This window comes from Verrucomicrobiia bacterium (assembly GCA_023953615.1).
In the GTDB taxonomy this organism is placed as follows: Bacteria; Verrucomicrobiota; Verrucomicrobiia; order Limisphaerales; family JADLHS01; genus JADLHS01.
The window spans coordinates 1,426,957-1,447,733 of sequence record JAMLJH010000002.1; the positions used below are offsets into that span (position 1 = coordinate 1,426,957).

General features: G+C 58.5%; 20 protein-coding genes. 6 read left to right on the forward strand and 14 right to left on the reverse strand.

Annotation, left to right across the window (positions count from 1 at the left end):
• Window positions 1-163 precede the first annotated feature (163 nt).
• The 3 genes from M9920_16285 (at window position 164) to M9920_16295 (ending at window position 3,339) form a co-directional block, all read left to right on the forward strand.
• Entirely contained in the window at window positions 164-1,927 is a 1,764-nt protein-coding gene (locus M9920_16285; GenBank protein ID MCO5053835.1) for an RHS repeat-associated core domain-containing protein, read from the forward strand.
• Entirely contained in the window at window positions 1,924-2,388 is a 465-nt protein-coding gene (locus tag M9920_16290) for a hypothetical protein (GenBank protein ID MCO5053836.1), read from the forward strand. Before M9920_16285 ends, M9920_16290 begins: the two co-directional genes overlap by 4 nt.
• 141 nt (window positions 2,389-2,529) lie before the next feature.
• Window positions 2,530-3,339, forward strand: a complete 810-nt coding sequence (locus M9920_16295) for a hypothetical protein (protein MCO5053837.1) — start codon at window positions 2,530-2,532, stop codon at window positions 3,337-3,339.
• 116 nt (window positions 3,340-3,455) lie between these two features.
• Here the strand turns inward: M9920_16295 and M9920_16300 are convergent, their stop codons facing one another.
• The 10 genes from M9920_16300 to M9920_16345 all read right to left on the reverse strand — a co-directional run bounded on the left by M9920_16300 (window position 3,456) and on the right by M9920_16345 (window position 12,539).
• The gene (locus tag M9920_16300; GenBank protein MCO5053838.1) at window positions 3,456-4,643 is read right to left on the reverse strand and encodes an FIST C-terminal domain-containing protein; all 1,188 of its coding nucleotides are present in this window, start codon (window positions 4,641-4,643) and stop codon (window positions 3,456-3,458) included.
• Window positions 4,640-5,803, reverse strand: coding sequence for a glycerate kinase (locus M9920_16305; protein ID MCO5053839.1), 1,164 nt, complete (start codon window positions 5,801-5,803; stop codon window positions 4,640-4,642). Before M9920_16305 ends, M9920_16300 begins: the two co-directional genes overlap by 4 nt.
• A gap of 17 nt (window positions 5,804-5,820) precedes the next feature.
• Complete coding sequence (locus tag M9920_16310) at window positions 5,821-6,741, reverse strand: tyrosine recombinase (GenBank protein MCO5053840.1); 921 nt, start codon at window positions 6,739-6,741, stop codon at window positions 5,821-5,823.
• Window positions 6,725-7,810 (reverse strand): type II secretion system protein GspK, encoded by a 1,086-nt coding sequence (locus tag M9920_16315; protein ID MCO5053841.1) that lies wholly within the window; start codon window positions 7,808-7,810, stop codon window positions 6,725-6,727. The genes M9920_16310 and M9920_16315 overlap by 17 nt, the downstream gene beginning before the upstream one ends.
• Window positions 7,811-7,813: 3 nt before the next feature.
• The gene (locus M9920_16320; protein ID MCO5053842.1) at window positions 7,814-8,635 is read right to left on the reverse strand and encodes a prepilin-type N-terminal cleavage/methylation domain-containing protein; all 822 of its coding nucleotides are present in this window, start codon (window positions 8,633-8,635) and stop codon (window positions 7,814-7,816) included.
• On the reverse strand, window positions 8,632-9,093 hold the full coding sequence (locus M9920_16325) for a type II secretion system GspH family protein (protein ID MCO5053843.1): 462 nt from the start codon (window positions 9,091-9,093) through the stop codon (window positions 8,632-8,634). The genes M9920_16320 and M9920_16325 overlap by 4 nt, the downstream gene beginning before the upstream one ends.
• Window positions 9,090-9,650, reverse strand: coding sequence for a prepilin-type N-terminal cleavage/methylation domain-containing protein (locus tag M9920_16330; GenBank protein ID MCO5053844.1), 561 nt, complete (start codon window positions 9,648-9,650; stop codon window positions 9,090-9,092). Before M9920_16330 ends, M9920_16325 begins: the two co-directional genes overlap by 4 nt.
• Window positions 9,647-10,933, reverse strand: a complete 1,287-nt coding sequence (locus tag M9920_16335; GenBank protein MCO5053845.1) for a type II secretion system F family protein — start codon at window positions 10,931-10,933, stop codon at window positions 9,647-9,649. The genes M9920_16330 and M9920_16335 overlap by 4 nt, the downstream gene beginning before the upstream one ends.
• 48 nt (window positions 10,934-10,981) lie before the next feature.
• Window positions 10,982-11,833 (reverse strand): ATP-dependent sacrificial sulfur transferase LarE, encoded by an 852-nt coding sequence (larE, locus tag M9920_16340; protein ID MCO5053846.1) that lies wholly within the window; start codon window positions 11,831-11,833, stop codon window positions 10,982-10,984.
• 127 nt (window positions 11,834-11,960) lie between these two features.
• On the reverse strand, window positions 11,961-12,539 hold the full coding sequence (locus tag M9920_16345) for a LemA family protein (protein MCO5053847.1): 579 nt from the start codon (window positions 12,537-12,539) through the stop codon (window positions 11,961-11,963).
• 1,373 nt (window positions 12,540-13,912) lie between these two features.
• On the opposite strand from M9920_16345, the gene M9920_16350 reads away from it, so the two are divergent.
• Entirely contained in the window at window positions 13,913-14,251 is a 339-nt protein-coding gene (locus M9920_16350) for a P-II family nitrogen regulator (protein ID MCO5053848.1), read from the forward strand.
• Between the two features lie 50 nt (window positions 14,252-14,301).
• On the opposite strand, the gene M9920_16355 is transcribed toward M9920_16350, so the two are convergent.
• The 3 genes from M9920_16355 to M9920_16365 all read right to left on the reverse strand — a co-directional run bounded on the left by M9920_16355 (window position 14,302) and on the right by M9920_16365 (window position 16,308).
• Entirely contained in the window at window positions 14,302-14,832 is a 531-nt protein-coding gene (locus M9920_16355; GenBank protein ID MCO5053849.1) for a hypothetical protein, read from the reverse strand.
• Window positions 14,833-14,977: 145 nt separating this feature from the next.
• On the reverse strand, window positions 14,978-15,886 hold the full coding sequence (locus tag M9920_16360; GenBank protein MCO5053850.1) for a UPF0236 family protein: 909 nt from the start codon (window positions 15,884-15,886) through the stop codon (window positions 14,978-14,980).
• A gap of 125 nt (window positions 15,887-16,011) precedes the next feature.
• A complete protein-coding gene (locus M9920_16365) occupies window positions 16,012-16,308 on the reverse strand; it encodes a hypothetical protein (GenBank protein MCO5053851.1) in 297 nt (98 codons plus the stop codon).
• A 530-nt stretch (window positions 16,309-16,838) separates the two neighbouring features.
• On the opposite strand from M9920_16365, the gene M9920_16370 reads away from it, so the two are divergent.
• Complete coding sequence (locus M9920_16370; GenBank protein ID MCO5053852.1) at window positions 16,839-18,926, forward strand: ABC-F family ATP-binding cassette domain-containing protein; 2,088 nt, start codon at window positions 16,839-16,841, stop codon at window positions 18,924-18,926.
• 386 nt (window positions 18,927-19,312) lie between these two features.
• The gene (locus tag M9920_16375; GenBank protein ID MCO5053853.1) at window positions 19,313-19,501 is read left to right on the forward strand and encodes a PIN domain-containing protein; all 189 of its coding nucleotides are present in this window, start codon (window positions 19,313-19,315) and stop codon (window positions 19,499-19,501) included.
• Here the strand turns inward: M9920_16375 and M9920_16380 are convergent.
• Window positions 19,458-20,723: a hypothetical protein gene (locus M9920_16380; protein MCO5053854.1), complete on the reverse strand. Its 1,266-nt coding sequence runs from the start codon at window positions 20,721-20,723 to the stop codon at window positions 19,458-19,460. The genes M9920_16375 and M9920_16380 overlap by 44 nt on opposite strands.
• Window positions 20,724-20,777 lie beyond the last annotated feature (54 nt).

A 20,777-nucleotide genomic window follows, 5' to 3' on the forward strand; every position in this document is an offset into this window, starting at 1 on the left:
CCGCCAAACGGTGATAAGGATTTAGCACCGCTCAGGCCGCGGTGGAATTGCTCGGCCACCCGAGATGGAACAACAGTGTCGCTGAACCGCTCGGCGGTTTGCCTGCGCCACAGCCCTGGACGCTGTGAAGTTTAGGTTGAATGGTTCGTTGGTTTGAGTTGAAATGGTCAAGAAGCAATCGCGCATGAAGTTATTGAACCCATACACCAGCCGCACCGTGCCGGGCTTTGTGAACGTGCTGGGCACGGCCACGAATACGGCCACGGTGAGTTTGTGGAGCCAGGACAATCTCGCGCTCTACACGCCGACGACGCGCAAGGGGGATTATTTCCGGGGGGAAATGTTGTTCAACAACAACACGGGCGCGCTGTGGTTGACCATCACCAACGTGGCCGTCCTGAGCAACTACACCGGGGCGGACATTGTGACCAACATCGCGGGCAATTTGTTGTTGGCAAAGAATCCCGAGGCGTTCACCTATGACGCCGATGGCAACTTAACCAGTGACAGCTTGTGGACGAATGTGTGGAATGGGGAGAACCGGCGGATAGTGATTGAACGTAGAAGCGACGCCCCGTCGCTCTCCAAAGTGAAAGAGGCTTGGACGCTTCTGGCCGATGGAAGATGGATTGAGCGCATCGTCTCCACGAACAACGGGATGAGTTACTATCCCTCCCAAACTAACCGTTACGTGTGGGACAATCAGGTGTTGCTGGCGGTGCTGGATCATACGAACGGCGTGGTGGTGAGTTTCCTGCGTGGTCTTGATCTGAGCGGAACAATTCAAGGAGCTGGTGGGGTGGGTGGAGTGTTGGCGGTGAAAGCGGGAACGTCCGCCCAGTGTGGCAACATGACGAACACGACGCATTTCACCTGCTACGATGGGAACGGGAACGTGATGGCGCTGGTGAACGCGGCAACGGGTGCAGAGAGTGCGTGCTACGCTTATGGCCCATTTGCCGAGCCGCTCCAACGGACAGGCCCGATGGCAAAATTGAACCCTATCCGATTTAGCACCCAGTATCACGATGATTACACAGAGGATGATAAATACCTGTTCCGGGATTTGAATGATGGCAGGTGGCCAAGTAGAGATCCGATGGAGGAGTGGGGTGGCGTAAACCTGTATGGCTTCGTTAGGAACAATCCTGTTTCCCTTGTGGACTTGCTTGGGTTGCGGGACATCACGGCTGAAGAGCAGAAAGTCTTGGACGAACTGCAAAAGTTTGCTGACAGCGTGGCGGGCAACAAATTTGCCAATACCTACGGAAACGGGGAGTATGCGAAGGCGATTGAGGCTGTCATTGGCGACATCAAGGCTTTGATAGCTTCCATCAAGGGGGAGGAAGATCCTGCCACTTTGGCCATGGGGCTGAGGGCTCTGACCTTGTGGGCGGACAAGAACACCGCACTCTCCTACGACAAGACTGACGCTGGAGTCAGCACATGCAATATCTTTGTCGCTGACGTAATTGGAGACGCTGGATTTGAGACCAAACTGATTCGGCGACCGAGTCGGCTTTGGCTCGATTTTCGCATTCCAGGAACTACCGAGTGGCATCAGGATAAGACGCTCGGAGCGTTCAAGGTGACGTGGAGAGTCAAAGTCGAAGACCGCAAAGGAGGCGGGGCGACCGGAGGAAGCAAGAAGGGCAAGACCGTATTGAAAGTCCAACTTGACCAACCAATCAAGGGCAAGGGTGGAGGGCGGTTCGTTAATCTTCACGGCATTCCGGGAAGTGGAACAGTGCCGCCAGATCTTGGGCACATCATCTCCTATCCAGGGCATATCGGCATCTACTTGGGCCGTGGGCTATACGTGAGTTCAACGACTGACGACCCAACTGGTATTCAGGGAAGGGGGGCTGGTATCAACCTGAAGTTCATCAATAACAATGAAAACCAGCTATACAGGTCACCTGAATGAAGAGGTTCTGGGCAATCGGATTGATCGCTGTTGTTGGTGTGCTAGGCGTTGCTCTTATGGCAGACCTTAATCTGTTTGCTCGCCTGCAGTTCTCTGCCTGGCCAAGGAGCAAGACAGCGCACCTGATGGGAAAGTGGAACGAATATGTTTGGAGCGTTGCACGCATCGGGACTCCTATGGAGAACATCCGGAGCAGATTTGGTTCTCCGCACAACACGGACAGCACAAATGTTTGGCTCTGGGTGCGAGATTATGAGCGGATTGTTGTGCAGTCAGGATTTACGAACTGGAGTCAAATGGCGACCCAAGGTGGAGATGGATATTTCATCATCGCCAAGGACAACCACGTTGCTTCGCCTCCCCTCCCGCTGAGTGGATCAGATGTCGAGAGTCTTTTCCAACGGATGATCGTTGGTGGCGAGCCCTTCCCCGGTAAGGCTGGCGCGAAGGAAAAGCAATGACCCAACCGGCTGTCCCGCCAAACGGTGAAAGGAATCTGGCTCGCCTCAGGCCGGCTCGATAGCAGGTCCGCCACCCGCGCCTGCCGCACAGCCCTGGACGCTGTGAAGTTTAGGTTGAATGGTTCGTTGGTTTGAGTTGAAATGGCCAAGAAGCAATCGCGTATGGAGTTATTGAACCAATACACCAGCCGCACCGTGCCGGGCTTTGTGAACGTGCTGGGCACGGCCACGGTGAGCCTGTGGAGCCGGGACATGTACAACATCGGGCAGCGCATGGCCCAAGGCGGGGCTACCGACATTTGCTCGTTCATCAACTCCATTCCAGCTCGAAAACTTTCCACCTGCAAGCCAAGCCCCGTGACGTACGATTTCGCGACCGATCCGTTGCGGTCTCCGTTCGCTAGGCCGGATTTTCCAGTCAGACTGGAACTGTTGCACTTGTGTCTTGCTCAAGACAAGCACCGTAACCGCAAACCCGTAATTAGGAGTGCATCCCTTATGAGAGCAATTGTTTGCGCTGCAATGTTCCTGAGTGTGGCCGCGTTCGCTGTTTCTGCTGAAGTTTTCATGCAAAGCACCTTCACTGTCGCGGGCACAAACTATGTGTCCACCGTTTCGGATGCGGACCTCAAAAAGTCTCCGGCTTGGCTTGAGGCGGATGAACATCCTGCATTATCACCTCGACGTGCAATGCAGGCGGCTCAAGCTGCCGTCACAAACTTGTTCAAAGGCGTCACCACGATTGTCGATTCCGTTTCCCTGCACCCGGTTGGCAGGGAGAACAAATGGGTTTATCAGGTTCAGTTCACAACGATTCCTCCAGGCGGCTTGGACGGCGACTCTACACCGATAAAATTGTTTGTCCTCATGAGCGGTGAAGTCGTTCTGCCAAAACCAGAGATGGCCAAGCGGACTGCTGGACGTGTTAATTCGCCTGCCAAGAATCGTTGAAACCCGCCCGGTGTCCCGCACAAATGGAGCGAGCGATCCCTCGCGCGTTGCCGCCCGCCTGAATCGCGCGTCGCCCCGCGCCAGTTGCGGATTTTGATTCAATCCGACGACTTGGGTTATTTCTTCACGAAGAGCGCGAGCGAGGCGGTGTAGCCGTGAAGGAAATTGGTCGGCCCGACGGGGCCGATCTCGCCGTTGCAGAAAAAGCCCGCCAGGCCGATGTCGCCAAATTCTTTTTGCGCCAGGCGCGCGTCGTGACCGGAGGTGCCGAATAGATGTTTGCCGCGGCCATTGCAGCAACACAGGCAGCCGCCATAGACCGTCGCGCCATTCAAGTCCGCGCGCGTTTGAGCCAGCAGTTCGCTGAGATCCTCGGTTGCCGCCGCCGCATCGCGCCGCTGAAACTGCATCGTCTGCCCCGCTCGCGGCAGGGCGCCCACGGCCAGGATGCCGGTCTGGGGATCGCCTCCCAGCAGATTCCGCACAAGGAAATCACCCCGTTGAAAATTTTCCCGATACTCATTCATCACCAGTCCAATGAAGAGGTTGCCGCGCACTTTTTTTTGCTCTTCCACCGGCATCTCGCTCACGGTGTCGGACAAAACTTCGTAAGCGGGACGGTTGCCGATGCGATGGATGAGATTTTGTTCCACGCGGGTCAGCGTCCAGGTGTCGCCGATGGGCGTGCAACCTTGAGAAATGACGCCGGCCAGCCTCACGTCGCCACCCACGGAAATCGCCACGCCGCCTTCCTCGTACACCGCGCCGTTCAAATACACCTGCGTGGTTTGATCCGCGAAAATGCCGCTGGCCAGTCCGCCATAAACGGGACGGCGCGGATAGTTTTCGTTCCAGGAGCGCAACCACGCTTCGGCATCGAGATGAAACGGATCAATAAAGGCCAGCCAACCGTTGGTTTGATGCGGCGCCACTTGGGTGTGTTCGGGCCAGAAGCTCGAACCAGCCGCCAGTTCGATCTGGGTCTGGTCGAAGTACGTGCCGGTAAGTTTTGCGCCGGGCAACGCGTAGAGCGCCAACACCAATCCGGCGTGATCCTCGAACTCTTCGCCGCTGGATACCAACGACGTGCTGGAACAGCCGGCGAGCAACGGGATGCGCGCGTGAACGCGCAAAATTTCCAGGACTTCCGCCGCATACGGAAAGAAGCGCGGCGTCATGAACACAAGTCCCAGCGAAACTTGCGGGGCCGTTAATTGGGTCCGCAGATTCTCGGCCCAACGTTGCAGGCCCGCTTCATCAAAATCGGCGGGCCAATGGGCGCTCACTGAGTACTCGTTGCTCACGAAGTCATTCTAGCAGTTCGGGCTGACTTGCCAACTTTCCATTGTGGATTCACGGCCTCCCAACTGGCGGCGGTTCGGGCGGACAGTCGGGTGAGCCAATGCGCGGCGCGACGTTGGGCGGCGGCGGCAGGGGTCAGTTCCACCAGAGCGTGAGTCCGGGTGAACAACTTCCCGAGCGCTCGCGAATCGTGAAGGACGCCCGCCAAACCAATCACCGGCAGGTTTTTCCGTCGCGCCAGTAACGCGACCTGGCCCGCTCCCTTGCCCATCAGTGTGGAGCGATCCATCGCGCCTTCGGCGGTAATCACCAGATCCGCTTTCAGCAGTTTCCGCAGCAAACCAGTTTCACGCGCCAGCAGATCGAAACCGGGAACGAGTTGCGCGCGGGCAAAAGTGGCCAACCCGAATCCCAATCCGCCGGCGGCGCCCGCGCCCGGTTGCGCGGCAAAATCCGAGGCGAACTGCCGCGTCATAACTTGAGCCAAGCGGCGTAAAGCGCGTTCCGCAGGGGCAAAGTCTTTCGTGAGCAGACCTTTTTGCGGGCCGTAGATGCGCGTGGCACCGTGGCGACCAAGCAACGGATTATTGACATCCACCGCGACGATAAGTTGCCCGTGGGTTCTGCCGCCAGATGGTGGTTGAACGGTCTTTAATCCGATCAATTTCGGCCACGACTGAATTTCAACCTTCGCAGGGTCGAAGAATTTCCAACCCAAGGCGCGGGCCAGACCAAATCCACCGTCGTTGGTGGCGCTGCCGCCGATGCCCAGAATGATCTGGCGCGCTCCGTGTTGTTGAGCGGTTTGGATGGCAGCGCCGAGACCGTAAGTATCCAATTGAAACGGGTGAAACTGTTGCGACGGCAGCATGGCCAGTCCGATGATGTTGGCGGATTCGATGATCGCCGTGCGGGTTTGCGACTGCCACCACCAGGTGGCGGTGACGCGTTGATGCGCGGCATTCAGCGTGCTCAAGCGGCGCGGCTTCGCGTGCAACGCGGCACTCATCACGGCGCCGAATCCGTCTCCGCCATCGCTGATGGGGTGCAACGTGAGTTGATCTTGCGGGCGGATTTTTTGCCAGCCCCTGGCGATGGCGTGGGCCGCGGCGGCGGCGGTGAGTGTGCCTTTGAATTTATCCGGAGCAATGAGAACGCGCATGATGGACGAGGACGGGTTTACTGGCGGGGGTGGAATTTCCGATGAATATCGCGCAGCCGGTTGCTGGTGACGTGGGTGTAAACTTCCGTGGTGCTGATGTTGGCGTGACCGAGCAATTCCTGGATCACGCGCAGATCGGCGCCGTGTTCCAGCAAGTGCGTGGCGAAACTGTGTCGCAACATGTGCGGCGTGATATTGCGAGCGATGCCGGCGCGTCGGACGCGGGCTTTGATGCGTTGCCACATGGTGATGGGCGCAAAGGCGGAACCGCGATTGGTGAGAAACACGTTCGCGGATGAACGCGGACGCACCAGTTGGGGCCGACCGGCCTCGAGGTAGCGCGTCAACGCGGCAACCGCCTTCGTGCCGATGGGGACGACCCGCTCCTTGTTGCCCTTGCCGATGACGTGAATGAAACCCGCTTCCAGGTGTAATTGTTCCAGGCGCAGTGCGCACAATTCGGCGCGGCGCAAACCGGAAGCGTAGGCCAGCTCCATGATGGCCGCATCGCATAAACTGCGCGGCGTGACCGTTGGTTCGGGTTGCAGGAGCGCTTCGATTTCGGCGTTGGACAGGGATTTGGGCAAACGCTTCCAACGGCGGGGCAGCGACAGGTGTTCGGCGATATTGCGCGGCAGCAATTTTTCCTCCTCGGCGTACCGATAAAACGCGCGCAACGCGGCGATTTCCAGATACACGCTTTCGCTGCTGAGCCGGCGCGCGGAGTCCTCAGCTTCATGCGCCAGGGGGCGTTCGCGTTCTTGTTGCAGGTAACGCGTGAAATGTTTCAGCTCAATCTGCTTCCAGTCGGTAAGCCCTTGTTGTTCCGCCCAGGCCGCGAAGTGGCGCAGCATCCCGGCGTAGGTGCGTTGGGTGTGCAAAGCCTGGCCGCGCTCGTGCCGCAGGTACTGCAGGAAATCCTCAATTAACGCCTGCATGGGCCACCGGTTTGTTCAGCTTCCAGTAGAACATCAGCACCTGGACGTCACGCGGACTGTTCCGGCGCAGCACCGCGTAATACTGCCGGTGGATGCCATCAATCTCGGCGTCAATTTCCACCTGGAAGGTGAGGCTGCGAACCGTGAAACGATTTTGAATCATGCCGACCACCATTTGATTCAAACCAGCGCAAAGCAACCCTTCGCCGGGATTGCGAAACGGCGTGGGGAAACCGAGGTCCTGACCGGAACGACACCAGATGATTTGTTGCGCCACGTTTTCGTCTATGAACGGCACCAGTTGCAACACTTCGGCGGAGGCAGTGTTGATGTTGATCAGGCCGGAGGAAAGCGGCGTGAACAATTGACGCAAGGTCGCGCGTTGCACGGGAGGCGCGGCAAAGCCGACTTGATCGCGAAACTCGGGCGGCGGCGGTGGCGGGGCGGATTCCAATCCATACATCTCGGGCGTGATGCCGCGGATCAACAGCAACTCGGAGAGGTCGTCAATCCAGCCATCCTTGGCGCGATACGGCGGGACGAGACTTTCGTAATAATCCGATTCCGTGCCGTTAACGTGCGGATTTTGGTCGGGATCAATCCAGTCCTGAATGGCGGCGACGGTCGCCCCCGCATCACCATCATCCACACCGATCAGGCGCATCGCTTGTTCAAGCAAGGCCGGATCGGCGGTGTTGATGTTGGCGTAGCGTTCGAGGTCAATCATCTTCCACGTAAACCGCCCGTAACCCAGGTCCACGGTGCGTTGCACAAAGTCCAACACGCTGTTGGAACAGGCGCTCATGGTGCCGCCCGCCCAGATCTGGGTTTCCGCGTCGAACGGTTCTTCGGGACAATTGGCGCTCGCCACCAGCACCGCTTTGCAATAATCCACCGCCGATTGCGCCAGCGGATAAAAATCCGCCTCGGCTTTGGCATTACGCGCCAACCGCGTTTCGACCTTCATCGAATACGCGAATCCCGCCGCCAAAATCGAAAGCACCGTGATGCAGATCATCACGATGATCAGCGCGATTCCCGCTTGTCGGTGGTGCAGAGATGGCTTCACGTTTTACTGACCGATTAATGGCCCCGATGGGTTTGGCACCAATGGTTGGCCGGATTGACCGGGCTGCCCCTGACCGGGCGTTCCATTCGGCGGAGTAACCTGCCCGCCTCCCATTGGCGGACGATTGCCGGCCTGAGCGGCGGTGGGCACCATGGACGAGGGTAGCGCGGCAAGGTCCACCAGGACCTCTTTGACGCCGGGTTGATTGGGGTGGTTCGGACTGCGTCGCTCGAATTCGAGCGAAATCTTGATCATGCGCGGCAGCTCGTTGGTGCGAACCCATTCATCCACCCAATCCTGCTGGCGCAAATCGTAAAATTCCAAGGCCATCTTGTTGACGTCCTGGGCCAGGATAAACGGGAACTCTTCCTCGTCGGAATCCATATCCTTGAGCAAGGGCGTCTGGCGTAAAACCAGGTGCCGGCGGGAATCCCGCCCCGACTCCACGGAAAACGTGACGCGCCGCACGTCGAAGCCTTCAAACGCCACCCGGCTGCTGCGGGGAAACATCTCCGGCAGACGCGAGACAAAGCTCAGGAAGCCGTTGTCCGAGTTATCCGCCACAAACGCGTAATTGCGCTGATCCGCCTGGAACGACATCACTCCGTTCAACGCCTCCTTGAGGGTGCGCATGGCCATGCGCTCGCGTTGAATCTGGATGGCGGCATCCTGACCGGTCTTGGCTGATTTGATGATCAACGTCCAGGTGGCGTAAATGGCCAGGATAACCATGCCGAAAATCGCAAAGGCCACGAGAATTTCGATCAGCGTGAACGCGGCGCAACGGCGCGCACGCGGACGAAAATGAGGGCGATGGATTCTCACGGACGAAAACCTCCTGCGCCCACGCTGGTGCGGCTTTGCGTGTTTGGATCCCAATAAAATGTCGTCACCTCGGATTCCACCTGATGCGTGCGCCGGTTGAAAACGCGGTAGGTGACATCCCAAAGGCCGTTGGTCATGTTCGGGTCCGGCTCGGTTAGAATGGAATACTCGTAATCCGGATATTCCCGGCCCAGATCATCGGAGATATCGCTCAGGCTGCCGGAGAATTCGCCCTCGGTCACGCGATTGGTCATGGACGTGTACCAGGCGTGAATCAAGGCGACCCCCGGAGTTTTCTTGGTTTGAAAAGCGCGCGCGTTTTGCAACAACTGCGTGGTTAAGCCAAGAATCGCAAACGTACACATGAAGAAAATCGCCAGCGCGATCATTACTTCCAGCAGCGAAAACGCGCGTTCGCGCCGTCGGCGTTGGGTGGGTATCAGTCGCCTGGAGTTCATCGCAAATCCCCCTGGAATAGAACTCCCGTGGTTGGTTCCAAATTCAGCTTCCGAAACTCCTGGTTGGAGCGGAAGACCACCGTCATTTCATCACAGGTGCCGTTCGGATAAAAGCGCACGCGCGTCCACTCGGAGTCCTTGTACTCGGACAAATTGACATCGAGCATTTCCAGGGTGATGTCAGCGGGGATGATGCCGGTGGTACCCGTGCCGGGCGCGGTTTCCGGCGCGACGGGCGCGGCTCCGCTCAAACTCTCCGGGCTGGCGGTGGTGGTGCCGCCGCTGATTCCGTAACGACGCAACGGCGGATAGAACACCACGCTGACTTCCTTGCCGGAGAAAATCGCCTGCGCGCGGGCATTGGCACACACTTCCTTCAAATCGCTAACCGCGCGGCGCATGCCTTCCTTTTTGGCCAGTTGATAAATGCTCGGAACCGCGGTGGCGGCGATGAGTGCCATCAAGCCCACCACGAGCATGATTTCAATCAGGGTAAAAGCGCGACGGCGCGGCGAACGAGCCGGGAAGCGGTGCGGTTGGACGCGCGGCAGCTTCATCGTCCTCCCATTGCGCCTCCGACGTTGGAGATCATGGAGAACATGGCCGACAACACTCCGAGCAGCAGAAAACCGACGCCGCCCGCCATGACGACGATCAGCACCGGCTCGATCATGTTGGTCATCACGCGCAACGCCGTGTTCAGTTCGTTTTCGTAAGTGTCCGCCACGTTTTTCAACGCGCCGGGCACATCGCCGGTTTCCTCGCCGATGCGCACCAAATCCACCATGAGTTGCGGAAAAATTTTGCTGGCGGCAAGCGGTTGCGCGAGGGTTTTGCCGTCCGTGACCGCTTCCCGCGTTTTGGCGGTGGCTTCTTTGATCACGCGGTTGGGCAGCACTTGCTCGGTGATTTTCAACGCGGTCAACACCGGCACGCCGTTTTCCAACAGGGTCGAGAGCGTCCGCGCGAACTGCCCGTAGAGATTCAGCCGCATCACCTTGCCGAACACGGGCACTTTCATCTTCCACGCGTCAATTTTGAATTTGCCCTCGGTCGTGGCCTTGAACCGACTGAACAACACCCAGAACAAAATGATCAACATCACCAGCAGCCACCAATAGCCGGTGAACAGATTGCTGATGCTGATGAGCAATTGGGTCATCATCGGCAGTTGCATTTCCATGTTGCCAAACAGGGTCATAAACTTCGGCAGCATGTAGGTCATGAAGAAAATCACGATGCCGATGCCCACGACGGCGACAAACGCCGGATAGATCAACGCCGAGGTGAATTTGGATTGCACGGCGGCGAATTTTTCAAAGTGATCCGCCATGCGCCGCAGCACAGTCACCAACGCGCCCGATTGTTCGCCCGCTTTCACCATGTTGATGTATAGATCGGTGAAGATCAGCGGCTGCTTCGCCATGGCGTCGGATAAACTGCGCCCTTCCATCACTTCCTGGCGCAGGTCGCGACTGACTTCCTTGGGAATGCCCTTGGTCTCCAGGTGCATCATGCTGTTCAACGCCGCCGTCAACGGCATGCCCGCTTGCAACAAATTGGCCAGTTGTTGGGTGAAAGTGGCAATCTCCTGCAGCTTGGGTTTGCGCTTGCGATGCAGAGCCGCTTGAAATGACGACGGCAGCAGACTGGAGAAACCCCGGCCGGCGCCGGCGGGCTTGACCGCTTTGACCGAGCTGCTTTTGGCCGCGTCCACAGTGACGGGGAACAAGCCCAGCCGATCAATCGCTCCCAACGCCGCCGCGCGATCCGCCACGTCCAGCGTCCCTTGCACCACTTCACCCGAACGGCGTCGCGCTTTGTAGGTAAATTGCGCCATAAGTTATCGTGTTAAAACCACTGCTCCGCAAAAGTTGTCGTTTTTGATTCACCCACCGTACTTCGCGCCCGCCAGCGTCGGCGAGTGACTGGCTTCATTCAAACTGCCCCGACGATAGCCTTGCAAGTCCAACGTGACGTGCGCGTAACCAATTTGCTTCAGTTCCTGGGCGATGCGCGCGGCCACACCGGGGGCAAAAAACTTGTCCAGTTCCGATACGCCCACCTCAATTCGCGCCAACGCCTGCTTGCGATTCAACTCGTGATGACGCACGCGCAGGTCGTAAAAACCCAGGTCGTGCAACACGTTTTCACCCGCCTCGATCATGCGCAACTTCTCCACGGAAACCGCTTCGCCATACGGAATCCGCGAACTCAAACACGCCATCTGCGGCTTATCGGCGGTCGGCAAACCCATTTGCGCCGATAACTCCCGGATTTCTGCTTTCACCAATCCCGCTTCCTTCAACGGCGCATGGACCTGAAACTCCGCCGCCGCCTTGGCGCCCGGACGAAAATCGCCCAGGTCGCTGGCGTTTTCCCCGTAACACAACACGGCAAAGTGTTCTGCTCGCGCCAGTGGAACGAGTTCCGTGAACAACTCGTGTTTGCAGAAATAGCAACGGTTGATCGGGTTCGCCAGATAATTGGGATCCTCCAATTCCGTCGTGCGGATGACCCGGATGGGAAAACCGAATTGTTTGCCCAGTTCCAGGGCGTCATGGCGCTCGCGCCGTGGCAGGCTGGCGGAATCCGCCAGCACGGCCAATGACCGGTCGCCCAGGACCTGGTGCGCGATGAGCGCGAGAAAGGCGGAATCCACCCCGCCGGAATAGGCGATGAGACACGAACCGTAGGAACGCAGAATCGCGCGCAGTTGCTCCAATTTATCCGCCAACATGTATAAACATTGGCAGTCAATTAGAAATTTGTCGAGTCTCGCACCGGACGGATTTGCGGGCGTTATCCGACCGGCGGAGCGACGGCGACATTGCCGGAGCGGATTCGTTGGCTTCCGGCGCGACGGATTAGATCGAAGCCTTGGGCGCTTCGCGTTCGGTTTCGGATTTAAGCTCAAAGAAGTCGCGGACTTTGAATCTGAAAACTTTCGCAAAAAGATTGGTCGGAAAGCGCTGCACCCGATTGTTGTAGGTGAGCACGGTGTTGTTGTAAGCCTCGCGCTTGCCCGCCAGAATGTTCTCGGTTTCGGTCAAATTATGCTGGAGCGCGATGAAGTTTTGGTTGGCCTTCAACTCGGGATAGGATTCCACCACCGCGTAAAGTGATTTCATCGTGGACGCCAGTGCGTTCTCAGCGTCAGAACGTTCAGCCATGGTCGTCGCACCGGCGGCGCGCGAACGGGCTTTGGCCACTTCCTCCAGCGTGCCGCGCTCGTGTTTGGCGTACCCTTTGACAATCTCGACGTAGTTGGAGATGAGGTCGTGCCGCCGCTTCAACTGAACGTCAATCTGCGCCCAGGCGTTTTGAACGGTGTTGCGCAGGGTGACCAGATCGTTGTAGGTGGCAACTGGCGACAGGAAAACGCGCAGCACCTTGCGAAAGACAAACAACAAGATCAGCACCAGGACGATTCCGGGAATGATCATCTTGGGGGCGACGGAACCGCTCCGATACGGCATCGAATTCACTGGCGGGCGGTACGGCGCCGGTTGTGATCGCGAGCCGGAAGCGACTGTGGCGACGGCCCCGGTCGCGACGGCGCGCGCCGGTTCCGAAATGGGGGCCACCGTGGTTTGGGCGCGAAGCGCGGCGTATTCCTCCCGCGCGGCCTTATCCCAGTCGCTCATTTTTTCGCGTAGGCCCTGACTGACCAGATTCTCGACGCGTTGATTGAAATCCCGGGCCGATGGAGCCATCGCTCCAGTCACGGCGTATCTGGCCTTGATGGTGTCGAGCTCGGTTTTGAGCGGAGCGCTGGCCTGATTTTCTTGGGCGGTCGTGAGGGCGCTGGCCAGTCGCCGGCGTTCATTATGTTTGATGACCAGCGTCAGATCGGCCGCGCGATGCGCGTCCACACCGACCGCACTGGTTGTATCCGCGAGCCGTTCCTGCAGATCGCGTTCTTGAATCAGTGGCGCGGCCAACGCTTGGAAGCGTTTATTGAAACTGTTGACCCAGGCGCCGCCGTAGCCGCTGTACTTGTCCTGGAACGCTTTGATTTTGGCCGTGTCGTCCGCGTCAGCCAGGGCAAACTCCTGGGCGGACAATTTCCCGCTGTCCAGTTGCCGTTGCCGAAAAGTGCGGTCGGTTTGGATTTTGGCGGCGACTTGCGCGTCCGCTTCCAATTCCTGATTGCGTTGGGCGGTCAGGGAACGCGCCTCTTCCTTGAGTTGCTGCGCTTCGGCCGCCCATTTCTGCTGCAACGGCGGAAAGGTAATCGCGTACTGATTTTCAATTTGTCGGGAGACGTATTGTTTCTCGTCCTTGGAAAGTTTGTTATAGCGTTGCTTGAAATCCCGATCCTCCTGCTGCCAGGTCCGGGTTCTCTGTTGTTGCTCGTCGGGCGCGAGTTGCGCCGTACGCTTCAGGTGGTTGAGCAACTGTTGTTCGATCCGCAGTTTGACGCCTTCCTCCGCCAGGGTGTCGAGCGATTGCGCCTGGATCGAAGTGAAGCTCCCGCCCATCACCAGGAGCAGAAGCATTGGAAAGATCAGTGACAGAAACTTACGGGAGATGGGTGATTTCATCGGCGTGCTGGTTCGAGGGTGGGAATTAAGTTGGCTGACGTGGGAGACCGCTGCGCGGCGGCGGCGGGAGCGCGGTCGCGATAATCCGGCACACACTACAAATGTTGAGTCCCGATTTCATCTGAGCGAACGCGCCCATTAACCCAGAACCAGCCACTGCGGTCAAGCTGCGGATTCGCGGATTTTGTGGGTGGTGAGGTTCACGGATTGACGGATTGGATTTGACGCCGCTGGATAAAAAAAATACAACTAAAGCCGTCGGAATTGCCTGTATGAAAAAGATCGAAGCCATTATCAAACCGTTCAAACTGACCGAGGTTAAAGACGCCCTGTCGGAAATCGGCATCACCGGCATGACAGTTATTGAAGTCAAGGGCTTTGGTCGTCAGAAGGGACACACGGAAATTTATCGCGGTAGTGAATACACCGTGGACTTTCTGCCCAAAATCAAATTGGAAATCGTGCTGCCCGACAATCAGGTGAACCAGGCCATCGAGGTCATCACCAAGACCGCACACACCGGCAAGATTGGCGACGGAAAAATCTTTGTGCTCCCGTTGGAAACCGCCATTCGCATCCGCACGGATGAAAAGGGCGATGCCGCCGTGTGATGGGAAGGGGCTTAACGTCCCCGTTGGTCAGCCCCAATCGCCCGACCTCCTTATTCCTTTCGCGTTGCGGTCAGTTTCTGGCCGGCCGTGTTGCGTTTCGTGAACTTCTGCGCGGTCATCGAGATGATTTCCTCCTTGCGTTCAACGTCTGTTTGCAGTGAGGCGGTATTCGTCTGAATCGTGCTGCGACTGCCAGTATCCATCCGCCAATTGCCAACCGAGTTGGTTAGTGTGCTGATGAGGTAGCCCCGCTCAATGCGCCAGATTCCGACCCCGCCAATTTGTTTTCGGACTGGGTATGTATTTAATACAGGCACCAGGAGTCCATCGCATTCAACAAATGCCATTGTGTTGGGGGGATATACCGGAGCTGTTTCGCTGACTTCACCCTTCATCACAAAAGTGCCGTCAGGGCGATATTCAGTCACAGTAACCATCGTTTGGGTGGACTGAACTGCCGTGGCATTGGTGTAAGCAAAGTTCCAAGTGCCGACCAGCTTCTGCGTGAATTCCGCATCCCCCGCACTGAGCATGAGGCTGAAAGAACAACCGACAACAAGTAACAGCATCAGTTTTTTCATGGTCGTTTCTCGGCGCCGCGATGATGCTCTACAGATTAGCAGACCGCTCTTTTCAATCGCTCACGTCGTTTTCAAAGCGACCTTATTCCCCGCCGTCAATTTCGTCAACTTCCGAGGTTGAACGGGGTGTGATTGGAAGTGACGGTCAATTGAGGCCGAGTTTTGGCGTGGACCAGTAGCGCGACCAGAGTTGGTTGGCGCGGGCCACGCGTAGGCCTAGCATGGCTTCGGCGTTGGTTTCCTTCCACCAACTGCCCGCCAGTTTGAGCCGTTGTTGAATCACATGCCGATGGCCGCTTTCAATCTCGCCGGAGCCGATCTCCAGTCCCGCCGTCCGTGCGCCCGCATAGTCCAGATGTGCCCGCCGTTCGCTCAAGTAGCGGTACGCCGCCCGCACGGGCGCGTCGGTCTGAGTTTCGGTTTCCAGGTGCGGCGCGAGGGCCCGCAGCACGGCCGGCACCTTGTTTTCCAGCAACCGGCCTTGTTGGCGGTACCGCCAGCGTTCGGGATTTTTGGGGTGAATCACCGTCGCGGCCGCCGCGAGGTATTCGCTCACGTGGTAGAAGTCCAACAAGTAATCGCCTTGCGCACCAAACTGTTCCTGAAACTGGGTGAGAATCCAGGCCGCCCCGTCGCCCACCCCATGGACGTGCGTGCGTGGGCCCAGGCCGGCGGCTTGGGCCGTGGCCCGCCACCTCGCGCCGGCCAGCGTCACGCTGCCCAAGGTGGCGCCGTAGCAGGGCGTGGCCGAGTCTTTGGGCCGAGCCAGACACAGGCGCGCTTCCCGCCAGAGGCGTTGTTTGCCGTAGCGAGGATTTTCGCCGTGCAGGGGCGGCCTCACGATGGGAATGAGGCTGCCGTCCAGTTGCGTGACCAGCGTGCGGGCCGCGCGTTTGGGCGGCGTGACTTCCAAGGCGCTGATCTGCGCCCCGTGCGCCAAGGTGTGCTGGCGCACCGCCGTGGCCGTCACGTCCAACCCGTAGTGTTCGCGCACGCGTTGAGCGGCGCGGGCGAAACTTTCCTCGGCCCCGAAATCCACCAGCGCCCGTTGCAAGCGGCGCGAACGGCCGCGCGGCCTCACCTCCGCCCGTTCACAAAAGGCTCGCAGCAACCGGCCGCGCCGGCCCAGCCGCCATTGCGTCTCCTGGACTTCTACCCAGCCAAAGGTCGTCTGCCATCTCAGCGTTTTTTTTTACCGTAGTGAATGGCATCCGGATGGCGCTGGGGTACCTGGGCCTGGGTGTGGGCCTCGGCTTCGCGGGCCCACTGGCCCAAAAGCTCCTGAGCCAATTGGCGCACCTGCGCGCTCACGCGCGCTTCGGCTTCATCGGCGGTGCAGTCGTCGGTGACGGATTGGTCGAGCGTATCGGCCAGTTCGTGCAGCCGTGCCAGCACGTCGGGCCGATGCGCCAACCGCTCTTCCAGGGATCGGCGGGAAGGGGAAACGTTTTTGGATTTCGGTCGTTCATCGTTCATGAACCACTTCAAATATACAAAATCGTTCCAAGGCGCCAGGGCTAAATCACTTACAAAAAATTAGCCTTTGACCGTCACTTCCAATCACACCCGGTTGAACGTTACCCCAATTCCGTTTCACATTTTAGGGCATTTTAAGTATTCCTATAGCCGCCGACATGGCGCAGCGGCCTTCCAACCTCAGGCCAAGCGTTGGGGTCAAACGGGCGACCGCCCTTGGTTCGGAACGAGCACCGGCGCGACCGCGTCTTGGACTGCGGCAGTCCGCTGCCGCTGTGGAATCATCAGCACGCAACCGGAAAGCGGCAGAAGACTGCCGCAGTCCAAAACCTCGCGGACAGAGGCGACGTTCTCCATCCGGACCCCACCTTCATGGGGTTACACTCGTTCGGTGCCACGGCTACAACTTTAATTAAACCGCTATAACGTATCAACGTTGTAACGATTTAACGAAATCCGACGGAGGTTAAAGATCTGTCGCGCGATTCCATCATTTTCTTTTCCACCGCCTCCGGCATACTGCTCGACTCATGCTGACCTTGTCCGGCATCACCAAAGCCTACGGCGGACGAACTTTGTTCTCCGACGTGACGCTCCAATTGAATCGCGAAGACCGCATCGGCCTCGTCGGACCGAATGGCGCGGGCAAGTCCACGTTGTTCGACATTATTCTGGGTCGAACCGATCCGGATGCCGGCGAGGTCATCACTGAACGCGGCGTGAGCATCGGTTTTCTCCCCCAGGAAAGCGCGCCGGTCGGTGCGGAAACTGTGCTGGAGATTGCCACCGCCATTTCTCCCGAGTTTGTCAAACTGCGTCAGATCATTCAGGCATGGGAACACGATCACCCGGTGGCCGCGTCGGAAGTCCGGATGCAACCCGACGATGTTCACGATCGCTATCAAGAACTGAACGGTTATCAGGTCGAGGCCAAGGCCAAACAAATCCTCGCCGGCCTGAGTTTTCGGGAGCAGGATTTCAACCGCCCCGCGCGGGAGATGAGCGGCGGCTGGGTCATGCGTGCGCACCTGGCGCGATTGCTCACGCAAGCGCCGGATTTGCTGATGTTGGATGAACCAACGAACCATCTCGACCTCGAAGCGTTGCTGTGGTTTCAAGCGTATTTGCAGGGTTATCCCGGCGCGATCCTTGTCATCTCGCATGACCGCGAATTTCTCAACGCACTCGTCGGCCACATCGTCGAGATTCGGATGAGCAAACTGCTGCGCTATCGCGGCAACTACGATTCCTACCTTGAACAACGCGCCGCGAAGGAAGAGCAGTTATTGGCCGCGTATAGAAATCAACAGCGCGAAATCGCCGCGTTGCAGGAGTTTGCGGATCGCTTTCGTGCCAAAGCCTCCAAAGCTTCGCAAGCGCAGAGCAAGCTCAAGCAAATTGAGCGCATGGAAAAAATTGAAGCGCCAGTCGAAACGGAAAAAAAGGTGAGTTTCCGTTTTCCGCAGCCGCCGCGCAGCGGGCAGCGCGTCATCCGGCTCAAGAACATCCACTTTGCTTATCCCGTGGCAGCGACCGTGGCGGTGACGCCCTCGTCGCCACCCGTAGTAGTGACGCCCCCGCCACCTTCCATCAATAACAAATCAAGCGACGAGACGTCGCCTTCTTCCAGCAGCCAATCCGGCGACGGGGCGTCGCCGCTACTGTGGGTTTATCGCGGCATTGATTTCGAGGCCGAGCGCGGGCAGCGCATCGTACTCGTCGGGCCGAACGGCGCGGGCAAATCCACGTTGCTCAAATTGCTCGCCGCCAACGTGACGCCGAGCCAGGGCGAGCGCGAACTTGGTTATCACGTCCAGGCGGGTTACTACTCACAGTATCGCGTGGAGATGCTGGATCCGTCCCGCTCCGTGTTGGATGAAGCGTTGGCCACGCCCAGCCGCGTCACCGAACAGTTTGTCCGCACCCTGCTCGGCAGCTTTTTATTCCGAGACGACGACGTGTTCAAAAAAGTCAGCGTCCTGAGTGGTGGCGAGAAGAGCCGGTTGGCACTGGTCAAGTTGCTGCTCGACCCGCCGAACCTGTTGCTCATGGACGAGCCGACGACGCATCTCGACATGAACAGCATTGACGCATTGCTATTGGCGCTGGGGCAATTCGAGGGCACGCTCATTTTCATCAGCCACGATGTTTATTTCATCCGGGCCTTGGCCAACAAGGTCGTCCATGTGAATCAAGGGACGCTGACGCATTACGCGGGCGATTACCAATATTACCTCGATAAAACCAAGGCCGAATCGGCGCGCGCGGCACTGACGGCGGGCGCAAAGTCGAACCACTCCGAACCGGAGGCTCGTGCCAAGGGAACGGTGGATCGTAAAGAGCAACGCCGCCGCGAAGCCGAAGCGCGACAGGCTCGTTCGCGTCACTTGAAAGGGCAGCGCAAAATCGTGGCCGACCTGGAAAAGCGGATTCAGGCATTGGAAGAACGGCAGACCGAAATTTCGGCGGAATTGGAAAAGCCTGAGACTTATCAAAACGGCGGCCAAGCCATGCAGCTCAATCGCGAATTTAGCCACAACGCCGACGAACTCGTCGAAATCACGCCCCAGTGGGAAGCTGCTGCGACTAAGTTGACGGAGATGGAGGCGGAAGGTTGACCCCGGAGCGCGACCGGCCCCCGGTCGCAGCGTGTGGTCAGCAAGGAAGGCTTACGAGAATCGCAAGTGCTTGCGGCGCTCTGCCGGGGCAAACATCTCCGTCAGATTGCCGGTTGACAGCAATTGACCGCGATTTATCGTGAAGCCATGAAAAGCAGCCAGACCGCCGCACCGTTGGAGCCGGAAAAGCTCAAGCCCGTCCTGCACGAGAAAATTGAGCGCATGACCGACGCGCAACTCGTGTTGTTGGATCGCGTGTTGTTGTAGATCGAAGCCGAACAGGCCGCCGAACACTTGGGCGAAGCATTTGATGCCGATCAAGCGCAAGGCAAACTCCAACGCGTGGCCGAACTGGTGCGGCAATTCCGGGCAGAACACCGTTACGCATGACGGTCTGTCTCGACACGAACGTCTTTCTGCAAATCTTCGGGCGCAAGCAGCCCTATCATCAGATTCTCCGCGCCCTGCTGGAGGGGCGGCTGACGTTGGCGGTTTCCAACGAAATCCTGCTCGAATATCAGGAGGTCACGATCAATCTTTCCGGTTCGGACCGGTGGCGCGATCTGAAGTTGTGACCCGATGGGTGAGGCGGAATTTGCCGGAGGCTTCGGGTAGTAAGAGCGGGACGGCGGTCATTTTGACCGGCACACCCAGCAGGGCTTTCAATCGGGTGGCAATGGTGGCTTGATCCGCCGCTGACGGTCCTTGAGTATCCGCAATAAAGCGCAGGTCAAATTGAGCCGCGTCCGTCTGGCGCAGTTGGTAATGCGCCAGCCCCCCGACGTCGCGCAGGCATTGATCCACCTGCCACGTCGTGACGCGCCGCCCGTCCGCCGCCGTGAGCGCGTCCCGAATCCGCCCGTGCACCGTGTAATCCGTGCCGTAAGCCCGTTCGTGCCGTTGCACCAGGTCGCCGATGCGATAGCGCAGCAGCGGCATGTAATCGTTGGACAGCGTCGTGACCAGCAGCGGACCGATCCCGGACGCATCGGGTTCCATCACCTCGAGGAACGCCGTTCCGTAGCTGGGTTTCATCGCGCCTGACTCATCTTCCATCAACAGATGACCCGTCTCCGTCGAGCCATACAGATTGAACACCGGCACGCCAAAGACCCGCTGCAGAATCCGCCGGTGTACGACGCTGACGAATTCATAACTGCAGAGGATGAATTGAACCGAGGGCAACCGGAGGCCGGCCCGTTCGCAGAACAAGGCGAACCACAGCCCATGCACCGGGTCCAAATCCAGAAATTGCGGCTGCCAATCCAGCGCCTCCTGCGCCATGCGTTGCAGCTCCGTTTCATCCAGCGTGAAGGGAATCCGCGCGAGGTTCAGATAAAGCGTGTTGCCCAGCGTGCGTTCCGCCGGGGAAGCCCAGACCGTCGGACAGGTAAGCCCGTTGCAGGCGGGCGGCGTCAACGTGGCGCGGCGCGCGTGGGGCTGTTGCTCCAGCACCCGGGCCACGAAGTGATTCAACCGCAACGCCCGTTCTTCCTGTTCGTTCCACCACCCCAACGGCATGATGACCGGCAATCGCTCCTCGGAAGTGCCCGAGGTGTACTCCAGTTCCACCACGCGCCGGGAAACCAGGTCGTCCAGGGAAAGCCGCTCGGGCAGAAAGTTTTTGGGGAAGCCCGCGCGCATCTCGCGCTTGGTGATGATCGGTAACTCGGGCAGCGTCGGATGCGGTGTCGTCAGGGTCGCGTGATACAACGGCACTTCGCGCCACCGCGGCCAGAGGCGGTTGATCCGGTTGGTTTGCGCGGCGGCTTGAATGATCTCTGACGTTGCCAGCATGACTACGGAATTATAGGGCCGATTCGCACGTTGCCAAATCCAACCCCGCACCCC